We start from the raw sequence: 14,935 nt of genomic DNA, 5'->3' as shown, positions 1-14,935 counted from the left end.
TCTTTTTATACTTGGACAACAACTCTATTTTTCCCTTTATCCTTTGCTACATATAGCCCTCTATCTGCCTTGCTAAACAGTCGGTCAAAGCTCTTTTCACTTTCAGCATTCCAATATGACACACCAGCTGAAATCGTCACAGAAGGATTGGTTTTTTCGCCTACTTTCTTTACAATACGCTCTGCAATCGCAATGCCTGATTGTAAATCAACTTGTGGTAAGTAAATAGCAAGCTCCTCACCACCCCATCTAGCACCAATATCATTTTCACGTACATAGCCTCTAATAATATCTGCCACCTGTACAAGGACATCATCGCCTGTCTGATGACCGAATGTATCATTAATTCTTTTAAAATTATCAATATCAATTAAAATAAACGTACCTTGGCGATCTACCTTCATTGAACTTTCAATAACATTATTCATATAGTTACGTGAGAACAACTGAGTTAAATGGTCCGTTTTGACCAATGTCTCTAATTCCTCTCTTAAGAGTGAATTCGTTAGAGCTAAAGTAGAATGATGAATTAGCGATTGAAGCAGTTTAAACATATCAAAAGAGAAATGATATGATTTTTTATTTAATACTAACGCACATCCTTTTAACGTATCACTTTGCACCATTGGCACAGCCATAATCGAAGCATATGTCGCATCATCTAGGTAACTTGTCATATCCCCGATGAATAAACCTTCAAGATCATTCTCTAATTTTTGTCTAATGAAATCCACATAAGGCTGCACTTCACTCGTATTAAAAAATGGTGTACTCCCAGGAAAAATATCGATCGTTCCATCTTCGTTCAGGTAAAACAATCCTACCTCATCCGCATCAAATGAATCCATTATTCGGGAAGACATAAATGTCATCGTATCTGTTAGTCGTAAATTCTTATTTAATCGGTGGGATGTTTCATTTATTAACTGTAAGTCCTTTATTAATCTTTTAGACTGTTCATAAAGTTGTGCATTTTCTAAAGCTGTACCAGCTGTATTTGCTAACATAATAATGAAATTCTTATCATCTTCTTCTATATTAGCTCCATTATTTACGACAACCTGTAGTACACCATACACTCCTTGCTTCCCTTTTAAAGGGGAGTAAAGGATAGTATGAGCGTCTTTCTCCTCATGTGACAATTGGACATTTCCGGTGACATACGCCTCCATTGCCATTCCATTTCCGTCCTGATCATCAAATGCTAAATCTTTAATTGGCAATTTAAGGTCACTATCATTATCATGTGATAAAAATAAATAGAAGATGTATTCATCATACATAGATTGAAGAGTTGTTATTAGTTCTATTAGTACTTCATCTTTATCTAATAACGAGTGAAACTTTTCAGTTAGGAGGTACAATTTCTCATACTTTCGATCATCGTTCGACACAAGCCCCATATTCATGCTTGCTGAATAGAATGAAGAACATGCACGGACAATTTGTGCTAGTTCGGCGTCAGCGAGAATGCGATTTGATTCAAGAGCATGAATGATCCCTATCATGTCCTTGTTAACATGAATAGGAATTAATAGCTCTTCACCGTATCTAAAAGCTTGTCCATTTTCAAAAATGTGTGGAATTGAATGTAAAGGAATGTAATCAATGGTTTTATGAGATGAAAGAGAATCTGTTTTTTTGTTATAAAAATAAAAAACCGCACTTTTAAGGTACAGCTCCCTTTGTAAAATGGCAGTTAGCTCACTTATGACTTCATCTATTGATCCATTCACTTTGTTTTCACTTATATAATCAAAGAAGGCACTTTTTAATCTGTTCACAATATATAGATCTTCCATTTCATCACCCACACAATGAAGTTACAAAACCATGCAATAATTTATGTTATTATATCATAAAAACGACCTACAAATCATTTTTATTTGTTTCTTTTTACCTATTTATCCATAGACTGTTTAGTTAATATCCTGTTGCTTTCCATTTAGATTATGCCATATTGATTGTGATCACTCCAATTCGCCTCTGTTTTCCCAGGGAAAAGTACCTATTGATAAGACAAGCCATTTATCATTTTTGTTCTTTCTTTTTTACAGTCCTTTTTTTCTAGAGAACGCTTTTTCACTCTACATGAGTATAGGGAAGTAGTGTCAAAGTTCATATATGATGAATTTTATATTCATATAGAAATAAAGGGTGTTTCCCTAAAAGTAAATCTCAGTAACAGAATCAGCAACCACGTTAAACAGGTTCTCCATTTTCATTTTCAAAACGGTATGTTTACTTTTTTCTTATATTCTCTTGACTTGTTTGTAATAAAAACATATAATGTTCGTTGTGTATAAAATATGCAGCCTATTGATGTAGCAGGTGTGATTTCATTTTGTTCCCCTACCCGTAGGAGGTGTATCGCGTAACTCTATGCTGCTGGAGCGAGGATACATGAAAACAAAATGTGCATAGTTGTATAGTCAGTCTGGTTTTTATTTTATGCAAAATAAAAACATAAAGGAGGAGTTAGCATGGCTCGTTATACAGGCTCTAGCTGGAAACTCTCTCGTCGATTAGGAATTTCATTAAGTGGTACAGGTAAAGAATTAGAAAAGCGTCCATATGCTCCAGGACAACACGGTCCAGGACAACGCAAAAAAATCTCTGAGTACGGTTTACAATTACAAGAGAAGCAAAAACTTCGTCACATGTATGGTGTAAACGAACGCCAATTCCGTAACTTATTTGATAAAGCTGGCAAAATGACTGGTAAACATGGTGAGAACTTCATGATTCTTCTTGATTCTCGTCTTGATAACGTTGTATACCGTTTAGGTTTAGCACGTACTCGCCGTCAAGCTCGTCAATTAGTTAACCACGGTCATATCATTGTAGATGGCGGACGCGTAGATATCCCATCTTACCAAGTAAAACCTGGTCAAACGATTACATTACGTGAAAAATCTCGTAATCTTGATATCGTTAAAGAAGCAATCGAAGTAAACAACTTCGTACCTGAATACCTAACTTTCGACGCAGAAAAATTAGAAGGTACTTTAACTCGCTTACCTGAGCGTTCTGAATTACCTGCAGAAATTAACGAAGCTCTTATCGTTGAGTTCTACTCTCGTTAATAACAATAAAAACCTTGTGCTTATGGCACAAGGTTTTTTTATTCTCGTTCAACCTTATAAAAATCTGCTTAAGGTTCAATGGAGCAAAAGTGCGAGACTCCTGTGGGAGGAGTGGGACAGGTGAGACCCCACAGGCGTTTACGCCGAGGAGGCTCACCGCCCGCCCCGCTAAAAAGGGAGCAACTGGAGCGGAATTCAACCAGACTGGACACTTGATAAATAGCCATAAGTTTACGAAATTAGCAAAAATTTAAAAGGTATCTAACATTCTGTAGGTCTGTGTTTCTTTAAAATATGCAATGATGAAATTGATTCCTTCCAATTGAACAAGGTTCGTTACGAACAGGAAAGCCAGTGAACGGACATGTCTTAAACTTTGTTGCTATTTAATATGGTTTTAAGAAAGTATAGTCATTTTTCACATTAAATACCTTTTTAAGCGATACTCTTTTAAATAGGCAATAACTCCTTCAACGGCCGTTCTCTGCTTATAAATCCCTTTCCATTTTTGAGAGACTCGAGCTGGAGTAGTATAACGGCGTAAATCAGTTGTGATTTTCATTTTTTAAACCTTTTGACAGAGAGAATCCTTTGCTAAAGAAAAATCCAGTACTTAGGATTTTCACTACTAACAATCTATGAGAAAACAGCCTTAAGACTAGAAAAGTACCTAACCAACAAAAATATAGTTAGTAGGAAAAGAAAAAGGAAGCATCCCAAAAGCTATACTAGCCATGAAATGCTCCCCACTATTTTAGCAAAACTTCTAAAAACCCCTAATCCCATGAGTGAAGGCTGATCTATTATTTGTAACGAATAAGGAAGTATTTTTTCTTTCCTCTTCTAATAACGGTGAACTTCCCATCAATCTTTTCTTCCTCAGAAATGACCATATTTAAATCTTGATGACGTTCTCCATTAATATAAATAGCGCCATTTGAAATATCCTCACGCGCCTGACGTTTCGAAGGAGAAATCTTCGCTTGGATGAGCAAATCGATTAATCCAATTTCACTTTCATCAATTTCTGTTGTAGGTACATCTTTAAAGCCTTCTAGAATTTCATTTCCTGTTAATTGTTTAATATCTCCACTAAACAAGGCTTCCGAAATTTTTATCGCCTGTTGAAGAGAATCTTCTCCATGAACAAGCTTTGTCACCTCTTCTGCTAAGGTCTTTTGGGCAGAACGTTTTTCAGGAGCTGTCTCAACCTCTTTTTCTAGCTCATTAATTTGTTCTTGTGAGAGGAAAGTAAAGAATTTTAAGTATTTCACTACATCTCGATCATCCGTATTAATCCAGAACTGGTAAAACTCATATGGAGATGTTTTATCTGCATCTAACCAAATGGCTCCACCTTCTGTTTTTCCGAATTTCGTTCCGTCAGCTTTTGTAACAAGTGGGATTGTTAACCCAAATGCCTTTGAATTTTCCTCAGATTTACGAATTAATTCTAATCCTGCTGTAATATTTCCCCATTGATCACTACCACCAATTTGAAGCTTACAATCATTGTTTTGATATAACTTTAAGAAGTCATACGATTGTAAAATCATATAACTAAACTCCGTAAATGAAATACCTGACTCAATTCGTGATTGTACAGAATCTTTTGCTAGCATGTAGTTAACACCAAAGTTCTTTCCGACATCACGTAAGAAAGAAATCACATCTAAGCTACCAATCCAATCATAGTTGTTCACGATCATAGCCGGGTTTTTTTCTGCTTCGAAATCAAGAAAGCGTGAAAGCTGTCCCTTAATTCTGTCTGACCACTCTTGAACAATATCTGATGTATTTAGTGTACGTTCCGCTTTTTTCCCACTTGGATCACCAATTAATCCAGTACCTCCACCTACAAGCGCGATTGGATAATGACCATTATCCTGGAATCTTTTCAACGTTAAAACGGGTAGCAAATGGCCAATATGAAGACTATCTGCTGTAGGATCAAAGCCTGAGTATAGTTTCATTGCATGTTCTTCTAACGCTTTGGAAAGTCCCTCTTCATCCGTCACTTGATTAATTAACCCTCTAAATTGTAAATCATGTAATAATTTGCTCATTAGATTGTCTCCTTTATCTTTTATTTTAGCCTCAGTGTATAGCTGGTATCGAGTTTCTCAGTGTCACTTTAAACAAAACACCAAAAAGCCCCTTCATATATATGAAGGGGCGAAAAAATCGCGGTACCACCCTACTTAGGACACACGTCCTATCTCGGATTGTTAACGGAAAATAATCCGTCTTTACCTACTAAGGTTTTAAACCTTTTCAGGAAAGAAGCTCCTGGATGTAATTCATAGAAAATCTATATGCTGATTTCCACCGACCATCAGCTCTCTATAATAGGGAGATTTCTACTACTTATTCCACTCTTAGCTATTACGTTATAAAATTCTATGTATCCTTCATTTCAAGAATGAAAACATACATGATTAGATACATGCAATTTTAACCATAAACAATTTTGAATGTCAATAGCAACTTCCCTCTCCTCTTTATGAATATGACAAAACCATACAAAATTCTCTTTTTAATGTGGTATAATAGGTTAGATTTGGGGGGATTGCAAAATGGAGAACAAAGAAAACAAGCATAAGCGTTTCTCTCCTCTAAACAAAAATATAACAAGAAGTCTTAGGATCTCATATAACGTAATCGGCAATCTTTTATTACTTTTTCTTGTCGTTGGACTTCTTGGTTTTTGTTTTGCAGGAGGAGTTGGCGCTGGTTATTTCGCTTCATTAGTAAAGGACGAACCAATCAGATCCTATGACGAAATGAAGAAAGATATTTACAACTACGAAGAAACGTCCCTTGTTTACTTTGATCAAGATGTCTATTTAGGGAAACTAAATGCAGACATCGAACGTGAAGAAGTAAAGCTAGAGGATGTCTCACAGCATGTGATAGATGCAGTTATTGCAACGGAAGATGAACTGTTTTACGAACATAACGGAGTCGTCCCTAAGGCAATTTTAAGAGCGATATTCCAGGAGTTCACTAACGCTTCAGTTCAAACTGGTGGTAGTACGTTAACTCAACAATTAATTAAGAATCAAATTTTAACCAATGAAGTGTCCTTTGATCGTAAAGCTAAAGAAATTCTTCTTGCCCTTCGATTAGAGAAATTTTTCGAAAAAGAAGAAATCATCGAGGCTTATTTAAATGTTGCAGACTTTGGAAGAAATTCAAATGGAAAAAACATCGCTGGAGTTCAGGCAGCAGCAAAAGGTATTTTTGGAGTTCCTGCCAAAGATTTGAACCTTGCTCAGGCAGCTTATATTGCTGGTCTTCCACAAAGTCCTTTTGGGTACACTCCTTTTTCAAATGATGGCGGTGCGATTAAAGAGAATCTCGAACCAGGACTTACACGGATGAAAACTGTACTAAGTCGTATGTATACTGGCGGCTATATTACAGAAGAAGAGTACGATGAAGCACTTGCATATGATATTAAAGAAAATCTAACACCAAAAAAGCCTTCCTCTATTGAACAATATCCTTATTTAACGTATGAGATTGAGGATCGTGCAATGGATATTCTAAAAGTTCAACTCGCTGAAAAGGATGGGTATACAAAAGAAGATCTTGAAAAAAACGATGAACTTAACCTTCAATATCGCTCACTAGCTGATAAAAGCATACGACAAAATGGCTATCGCATTCATACCACCATCAATAAAGACATCTATGACAAAATGCAGGATGTTGTGGCAGAGTATGAATATTACGGTAGTGATAAAGCGGAAGAAGCCATTGACCCTGATACAGGAAAAGAAGTGACAATTAAAGAGCCTGTAGAAGTAGGTGGCGTCTTAATTGAAAACTCATCAGGAAAAATTATAAGCTTTGTCGGTGGACGTGACTTTGATCGTGAAAATTTAAATCACGCGACAGATGCTGAACGGAGAAATGGTTCAACGATGAAACCATTATTGGTATATGCACCAGCAATGGAATTAGGAACCCTTCAGCCAGGAAGCGTTATTGCGGACGTAGAGTATGTCCTTCCGCAATATAAAGGATATTCTCCAAAAAATTATGGAGGAAGATACCACGGGCTAACGAGTGCTCGTAACGCCTTGAAACAGTCCTACAATGTTCCAGCAGTGAAAGCGTACATGAGTATTATTAACCGGGAGCCACTTTCTTTCTTAGAAAAGATGGGCTTCACAAGTCTCCACAAGAAGGATTATGGTGCACCATCTCTTAGCTTAGGTGGTATGACAGTTGGTGTTACAGTTGAAGAAAACGTAAATGCATATACCACATTTGCCAATAATGGGAAATTTATTGATGCGTATATGATTGAAAAGATTGAAACAAGTGACGGAGACGTTATTTACCAGCATGAAAAATCTGAAACAGACGTATTTTCTGCTCAAACAGCTTACTTAACAATTGATATGATGAGAGATGTAATCCGAAGTGGTACCGCACAATCGCTAAATGGCTACCTTTCTTTCAGTGCAGACTGGGCTGGAAAAACAGGTACGGGGCAAGATTATGAAGATGCATGGTTTGTTGCGACTAATCCTAATGTTACATTTGGAACATGGATTGGTTATGATACACCGAAGCCTTTAGAACTCTCTTATAAGGGGCTTTCGTACTCAAAGCGAAATATTTTATTATGGTCAAAATTAATGAATGTTGCACATGAGGTCGAGCCTGAACTTGTAGCACCTAAAACTCGTTTTGAAATGCCTGGTGGAATTGTTCAACGTTCATACTGCGCTTTAACCGGAGAACTTCCTTCTGATTTATGTAGAAGCGCAGGGTTAGTTCAATCTGATTTATTTAATGTAAAGTATGTTCCAAACAAAGTTGACGACAGTTTAACTCAAGGGAAATTCGTCTATGTAAAAGACCAAGCTTACAAAGTTCCTTCCTCCGCTCCACCTGAATTTGTACAAGAAGGTGTTATGCTGAAGAAAGAAATTCTAGACAAACACAACATCAAAAATCTAAACGACTTAAAACAGCTTTTACCGAGTACAACTCGTTGGGACAATCTAGTTGTGACAGAAGGTAAAGAGATTGCGGATAATGGCTCGAATCCTAGACAAGTAACTGGAGTTTCCTCAAGCGGTACTAAAATTAGCTGGAAGCAAAACGCGGATAATGATGTGATTGGCTACCGAGTATATGCGGCTCCTAATTTTTCTACGAACTTTAGTAAAGTAGCAAGCATTACGTCAACAGACACATTAACCGTTTCAGTCGGCAATTCAGCTGCGGCCTATTATATTGTTGCAGTCGATGTGGCTGGGAAAGAATCAGCTCCGTCTACAATTGTAAAGATTGGAGAATACGCTGAAGAAAAGCCTGTACCAATTGAAGAGAAGCCGAAAAATGATAAAAAGAAAGATGAACCAAAAAAAGAAGATAAAAAGACAGAAACTCCGACGAACGAAGCACCAGAACCAACGGAATAGAATAGATTTATAAAAAGAGGCTGACCCAAAAGTCTAGATTTTAGACCTTGGGTTAGCCTCTTTTCATACTTTTATCTTTTTAATTCAGTTAACGTAAAAACCGGGACGTTCCATTGCGCTCCAGTCACTTGCTTTCCTCACTTCCCGCAGGAGTCAAGTGTCTTACGCTCCATTCCACTATCGATCTAAAATTGTATTCATAGAAGCAAAACCCCTACGAAAACAGTCTTTTTTAAAGAATAATTAAACAACAAAAAAATCGGGTAGTCAAACTCCTGATTTTCGAACGATCAATCGTTTCGATCTAATCGTATGAAAGACATTATCTATCAAGTCTTCTTTTCAATTGTAGAGTTACTACGTGAAAAAGGATTGGTAAAGCTGGAGCACTATTTTGTTGATGGGACTAAGATAGAAGCAAATGCAAATCAATATACATTTGTTTGGAGAAAAGCGCAGAAAAATACGAAAAAAGTTTAGGTGACCAATATCGTCAACTCGCTTTACAAATTGAACAAATCCTTGAAGAAGAGGAAAATGGAAACCAATAAGGGGAAGGAATCCCTCTTTTTTCATTAAAAAAGCCTAATTATTTGTTTCTACACGAAAGATAAAGAAAAGGTGCTCAAAAGGTCGTTATTTAACAACCTTTTGAGTCACCCTCTTTCATTATTTCATTACTCCTCCATGGTTGATAAATCACCTGTTGGTAGGTCAAGCTCCCATGCTTTTAACACACGTCTCATAATTTTTCCACTTCTTGTTTTAGGGAGCTTATCACGAAAATCGATCTCTCTAGGAGCTGCATGGGCAGCTAATCCCCGCTTGACAAATTGACGAATTTCTTCTTTTAATTCATCTGTAGGCTCATAGCCTTCACGAAGCGCAACAAATGCTTTAATAATTTCTCCTCTTACAGGGTCTGGTTTCCCAATAACACCAGCTTCTGCTATTGCAGGGTGTTCAACTAATTTACTTTCCACTTCAAATGGTCCCACACGTTCACCAGATGTCATAATCACATCATCAATTCGTCCCTGGAACCAAAAGTAGCCGTCCTCATCCATATAAGCTGAATCTCCTGATACATACCAATCACCAGGCATAAAATAGGATTCGTACTTTTCTTTATTATTCCAAATAGTGTACATCATAGAAGGCCAGCCTTTTTTAATAGCTAAGTTCCCCATTCGATATGGTGGTAACTCATTTCCCTGATCATCAACAATCGCTGCTTTAACACCAGGGATTGGTTTTCCCATAGAACCAGGTTTAATTTGCATCGATGGGTAGTTACAAATGAGCTGTGCACCTGTTTCTGTCATCCACCACGTATCATGTATGCGATTATTAAATACTTTTACACCCCAACGTACTACCTCAGGATTAAGCGGTTCTCCTACACTTAATACATGCCTTAAGGAACTTGTATCAAATTGTTTCACAAGCTCATCTCCAGCACCCATTAACATTCTAAAAGCTGTTGGAGCACTATACCACACCGTTACTCCATAATCCTCTATTGTTTGGTACCATGATTCTGGTTTGAACCTTCCGCCAACAATTACATTTGTTGCCCCACATAACCAAGGGCCAAAAATACCATAAACTGTTCCTGTTACCCAGCCTGGATCAGCAGTACACCAATAAACATCCTCTTCTTTTAAATCAAGGACCCACTGGGCTGTTTGATAATGCTGAACCATTGCTTGATGAACGTGTAAAACTCCCTTTGGCTTTCCAGTTGAACCAGATGTATAATGTAAGAGCAATCCATCTGTTTTCTCAACCCATTCAATGTCAAAATGCTTGCTTGCACTTTCCATTTCAGCTAAAAAATCAATGTGATTTTCTTCTACAGATTCTCCAACAATAACAACATGTTTAAGGGATGGTAATTCTTCTACAGGAACACGTTCTACTAACTCAGGAGTCGTAACAATGACACTAGCATCGCTGTCATGAAGGCGATCTTTTACCGCACCCTCCATAAATGCTTCAAATAGGGGGCCCACAATGGCACCTAGCTTTACAGCCCCTAAAATGACTGTATATAACTCAGGCGTTCTTGGCATAAATACAAAGAGTCGATCCCCTTTTTCAACATCCGCCTTATTCTTTAAGACATTTGCTGCCTTATTTGATAATTCTTTCATTTCTTTAAACGTATATTTTTCATCTCTTTCGGGATCACGGTAATAAAGGGCAATTTTATTTTTCCGAAATGTTTCAGCATGTTTATCGATCGCTTCATAGGCAGCATTTATTCTACCCGTCTCATACCATGAAAAATTCTTTTCAACCTCTGACCAATCAAATGATGTATAAGTAGAATCATAGTCCGATAAGTTAAAATTCCCCTTCATTGGTGACAACGCTTCCAATTTCATCTTTACTCCCCCTTATGTAATAATTTACAATTCTATTATAGTACAATACTTCACTTTTCACAATTTTTGAAATTTACTTTAATAATATGGATGTAACCGCTTTATATTCTAAAAAATCTAGTATAATAATAGAACACCCTCTTTTTAAAGAAGGGGCATCAATGTTGAGATTTAAAGTGAACCGTACTTAATCATTGAATGAGCAAGTATGTACATATGAAAAAGAAATGGCGGTGACCTAATGAACCATGTAAAGACCTATAATGCAAAAGAAATTAAAACACCTAACGGTAACATTTTCATTGAAGGACCGATTCCATCAGAAAAGATAGCCACTTATGAGTTTCATCAAGGTTTAGTCGCTTTTAGGCAGCCACAACAGCAACATAAAGCATTAGTTGAAATTGCAAAACTTCCTGAAGGAAGAATTATTATTGCTAGACAGCATGACAAGATTATTGGATATGTTACGTATCTTTATCCAGATCCCCTTGAAAGATGGTCTGAAGGAAATATGGAGGAACTAATCGAATTAGGTGCAATCGAGGTAGCTCCAGAGTTTAGAGGCTATGCCATTGGTAAAAATCTGTTGAGAGTTTCAATGATGGATGATGCGATGGAAGACTATATCATCATTACAACAGAATATTATTGGCATTGGGATTTAAAGGGTTCAGGTTTAAATGTATGGGAATATCGAAAGGTAATGGAGAAAATGATGAATGCTGGTGGTTTAGAATGGTACGCAACCGATGAACCAGAGATAAGCTCACACCCGGCAAATTGCCTAATGGCGAGAATGGGAAAAAGAATTCAACCAAAATCAATTCAGCAATTCGATCAACTACGCTTTAAAAATCGTTTTATGTATTAGTCGAATGAATAATGCTAGGCTTCTATTAATGTAAGGAGGCACGATGATGATTGTGAAACAAATCATGAACCAAAATGTAATTAGTCTTCATCCAAATGATACGATTCGCCAAGCTTTAGAAACCATGTCAAAGAATAAAATTCGTCATATTCCAATTGTAGAGGACGGCGATAAATTAGCGGGGGTTATAACAGAAAGAGACGTAAAGGATGCGAGTCCATCTATCTTTCAACTAAATTTGAAAGAGGATTTTTTAAATAAAGAAATAAAGCATGTTATGACGAAAGATGTGATTACAGGTCACCCTCTTGATTTTGTTGAAGAAATTGCTGCGACCATTATTGAAAATAAAATTGGATGCCTTCCTATCCTCCATCGAGGTTCACTTGTCGGTTTGCTTACCGAATCAGATCTCCTTCAGACATTCGTAAGATTAACAGGCGGAGATCAGCCAGCTTCACATTTAGAAGTAAAAGTGCCAAATAAAGCTGGAATGTTAGCAGAGGTATCCTCCATTTTCTGTGAGCATAAAGTGAATATTTCAAGTGTCCTTGTTTATCCAGACACTGATCCTACGTTTAAAATATTAGTATTCCGTGTTCAGACCATGAACGTAACATCAATTGTGAATAACCTCCAGCATGAAGGGTATGACATTTTATGGCCAATTCTTCCGGAGAATATCCAATGACCACTCAGAATAATGTTTTTATTTATTCTCCTGCTTTTCAGCAGTATAAATTTCATCATGATCATCCGTTTAACCAATTACGTGTTGAACTTACTTATGATTTACTAAAAAAGGCAAATGCTTTAAAGGATGAACAAATTATTGAACCTAGGATAGCTACAGTTGAAGAATTAGCACTTATTCATGATATAAAATACATTCAAGCTGTACAAAAAGCTGGACATGGACTACTTGGAAATGATGAAGCACTTAATTATGGCATAGGAACGGAGGATACTCCTATATTTCCAAATATGCATGAGGCAAGCTCCTTATTAGTAGGAGGTACTCTAACGGCAGTTGATTATGTCATGAGCGGGAAAGCACAGCATGCTGCTAATTTCGGTGGAGGCTTACATCACGGTTTTAGAGGAAAAGCATCCGGATTTTGTATATATAACGATAGTTCTGTTGCAATACGGTATATACAGGAGAAATATAAAGCTAGAGTGTTATATATTGATACAGATGCACACCATGGTGATGGAGTGCAATGGAGCTTTTATGATGACCCTGACGTTTGTACTCTCTCTATTCATGAAACAGGCCGTTACTTATTCCCTGGTACCGGGAATGTCACGGAAAGAGGATCTGGGAAAGGGTATGGGTATTCATTTAATATTCCACTAGATGCCTTTACTGAAGATGAATCCTGGCTTCATGCTTATCGGACTTCAATTGAAGAAGTAGCAGCTTTTTTCAAACCAGATGTTATACTTACACAAAATGGTGCAGATGCCCATTACTATGATCCTTTAACACATTTATCTGCAACCATGGCTATCTATCATGAGATTCCTAAAATAGCACATGAAATTGCTCATAAATACTGTGATGGTAGATGGATTGCTGTTGGGGGAGGTGGCTATGATATCTGGAGAGTGGTTCCTCGTGCTTGGAGTTTAGTATGGCTAATGATGAATGAGCTACCCATTCCAAGTGATCTACCGATTGAATGGATGAACAGATGGAAGGAGCAATCGCCCGTTTCATTGCCCTTAAAATGGAGTGATGATAAGGGGCTTTATAAACCTATTCCTAGAAAAGCAGAAATTGAGGAAAAAAACTCCCTCACAGTAGAAAAGGCGTTACACCCGATCCGTAGGTTATAGAGCATAAAAAAACGAGCAAACCTTAAATGGATGCTCGTTTTTAATCATTACTCTCTTGTTCATTACTTTTTAGTTGATTGTCTATATTCAATTCGGTGTGGTAATTCAACAACGTTGTTTTCCACTTCTTCTTTGTTCATGTACTTTGTAAGTAAACGCATAGATACCGCACCAATATCATACGTAGGCTGTACCACTGTTGTTAACTGTGGACGAACCATTGTTGCCAATCTTGTATTATCAAAACCAACCACTTCAATATCCTCTGGAATGGAATAGTTTCGATCCTGAGCCCCATGAATGACTCCTAAAGCCATTTCATCCGTACCAACAAATATTGCCGTTGGTTTTTCAGACAACAAGTCGATTTTTTCAAATGCTTCAATACCTGAATCATATGTGTAATCACCGTCAAAAATCAATTCTTCATCAAAAGCAATCCCAGCATCCTCTAAAGCACGACGATAACCCACGGATTTTTTCAAGCGGTTAACAGGCTCTTCTGCTGGCCCTTCTACATAGGCAATTCGGTTATGTCCTTTTTCAATCAACATGGAAATAACATCATATGCAGCCTGCTCGTAGTTAATATTAACAGAAGGTGTTGTATTCGTTAAGTCAACAGATGCAGCTAATACAATCGGAACTGGAGAGCGTTTAAATTGCTCGACTAATTCTTCTGTGACGTTACCACTCATAAATACAATTCCATCAACTTGTTTACCAAGCATTGTATTTAGTAAGTGCAATTCTTTTTCTTTATTTTGGTCCGAATTACTTAAAATTATATTATATTTATACATGGTGGCAATATCTTCAATTCCACGAGCTAATTCTGAATAGAAAATACTTGAAATATCAGGAATGATCACTCCAACCGTAGTCGTTTTTTTACTCGCAAGACCTCTTGCCACAGCATTTGGACGGTAACCTAAACGATCAATTGCATCTAATACTTTCTTTCTTGTTGTTGGTTTAACATTTGGGTTTCCATTCACTACACGGGAAACGGTTGCCATTGAAACATTCGCTTCTCTAGCAACATCATATATTGTAACACTTGACATTTAAAACACTCCTTATAAGTACAATAAATACATTTATTTTTTGCTCTGTTTCTGTATCTGTTTCTTCAAATTGTTCTCAGAACATTTCTAACAGAGTATGAATGATAGATTTATGTAAAAATTGTTTAATGACGTCGTATTAGAGAGAATAATCTCATTCTATGTAAATAATCATACGATACTCTAAAAACGACTGCAATCTATTTCACTTGATTTTTTCGTTGTTTTCACA

General features: G+C 36.9%; 9 protein-coding genes, 2 pseudogenes and 1 other annotated feature. Of the genes and pseudogenes, 6 read left to right on the top strand and 5 right to left on the bottom strand.

Features of this window, described 5'->3' with window-relative positions:
• Nucleotides 1-5: 5 nt before the first annotated feature.
• Nucleotides 6-1,802: a sensor domain-containing diguanylate cyclase gene (locus tag A9C19_RS04675; RefSeq protein WP_072578860.1), complete on the bottom strand. Its 1,797-nt coding sequence runs from the start codon at nt 1,800-1,802 to the stop codon at nt 6-8.
• Nucleotides 1,803-2,483: 681 nt separating this feature from the next.
• Between A9C19_RS04675 and rpsD the strand changes: the two genes are divergently transcribed.
• The gene (gene rpsD, locus A9C19_RS04670) at nt 2,484-3,086 is read left to right on the top strand and encodes a 30S ribosomal protein S4 (RefSeq protein ID WP_072578859.1); all 603 of its coding nucleotides are present in this window, start codon (nt 2,484-2,486) and stop codon (nt 3,084-3,086) included.
• A 442-nt stretch (nt 3,087-3,528) separates the two neighbouring features.
• Here the strand turns inward: rpsD and A9C19_RS21465 are convergent.
• Nucleotides 3,529-3,675, bottom strand: a pseudogene (locus A9C19_RS21465) (IS5/IS1182 family transposase); the annotation flags it as partial.
• A gap of 214 nt (nt 3,676-3,889) precedes the next feature.
• A complete protein-coding gene (gene tyrS, locus A9C19_RS04660; protein ID WP_072578858.1) occupies nt 3,890-5,152 on the bottom strand; it encodes a tyrosine--tRNA ligase in 1,263 nt (420 codons plus the stop codon).
• A gap of 102 nt (nt 5,153-5,254) precedes the next feature.
• Nucleotides 5,255-5,475: a binding site (T-box leader), on the bottom strand.
• 187 nt (nt 5,476-5,662) lie between these two features.
• Between tyrS and A9C19_RS04655 the strand changes: the two genes are divergently transcribed.
• Nucleotides 5,663-8,530 carry a transglycosylase domain-containing protein gene (locus tag A9C19_RS04655; RefSeq protein ID WP_072578857.1) on the top strand — a complete coding sequence of 956 codons (2,868 nt, stop codon included), beginning with the start codon at nt 5,663-5,665 and terminating at the stop codon, nt 8,528-8,530.
• Nucleotides 8,531-8,789: 259 nt separating this feature from the next.
• Nucleotides 8,790-9,066, top strand: a pseudogene (locus A9C19_RS22680) (transposase); the annotation flags it as partial.
• A 141-nt stretch (nt 9,067-9,207) separates the two neighbouring features.
• On the opposite strand, the gene acsA reads toward A9C19_RS22680, so the two are convergent.
• The gene (gene acsA / locus A9C19_RS04650) at nt 9,208-10,920 is read right to left on the bottom strand and encodes an acetate--CoA ligase (RefSeq protein WP_072578856.1); all 1,713 of its coding nucleotides are present in this window, start codon (nt 10,918-10,920) and stop codon (nt 9,208-9,210) included.
• Nucleotides 10,921-11,161: 241 nt separating this feature from the next.
• On the opposite strand from acsA, the gene A9C19_RS04645 reads away from it, so the two are divergent.
• Genes A9C19_RS04645 through A9C19_RS04635 form a run of 3 tightly spaced genes read left to right on the top strand, consistent with a single transcriptional unit; the run spans nt 11,162 to nt 13,636 of the window.
• Nucleotides 11,162-11,794: a GNAT family N-acetyltransferase gene (locus A9C19_RS04645; RefSeq protein WP_072578855.1), complete on the top strand. Its 633-nt coding sequence runs from the start codon at nt 11,162-11,164 to the stop codon at nt 11,792-11,794.
• Nucleotides 11,795-11,840: 46 nt separating this feature from the next.
• A complete protein-coding gene (locus A9C19_RS04640) occupies nt 11,841-12,485 on the top strand; it encodes an acetoin utilization AcuB family protein (RefSeq protein WP_072578854.1) in 645 nt (214 codons plus the stop codon).
• Nucleotides 12,482-13,636, top strand: a complete 1,155-nt coding sequence (locus tag A9C19_RS04635; protein WP_072578853.1) for an acetoin utilization protein AcuC — start codon at nt 12,482-12,484, stop codon at nt 13,634-13,636. The genes A9C19_RS04640 and A9C19_RS04635 overlap by 4 nt, the downstream gene beginning before the upstream one ends.
• 62 nt (nt 13,637-13,698) lie before the next feature.
• Here A9C19_RS04635 and ccpA read toward each other — a convergent pair whose 3' ends face one another.
• Nucleotides 13,699-14,703 carry a catabolite control protein A gene (ccpA, locus tag A9C19_RS04630; RefSeq protein WP_072578852.1) on the bottom strand — a complete coding sequence of 335 codons (1,005 nt, stop codon included), beginning with the start codon at nt 14,701-14,703 and terminating at the stop codon, nt 13,699-13,701.
• Nucleotides 14,704-14,935: the final 232 nt, after the last annotated feature.

Origin of the sequence: Bacillus weihaiensis (assembly GCF_001889165.1) — a bacterium.
GTDB classification, from domain to species: Bacteria; Bacillota; Bacilli; order Bacillales; family Bacillaceae; genus Metabacillus; species Metabacillus weihaiensis.
Note: the sequence above shows the minus strand (reverse complement) of the source record. Positions and strands in the feature narration are given on the sequence as shown.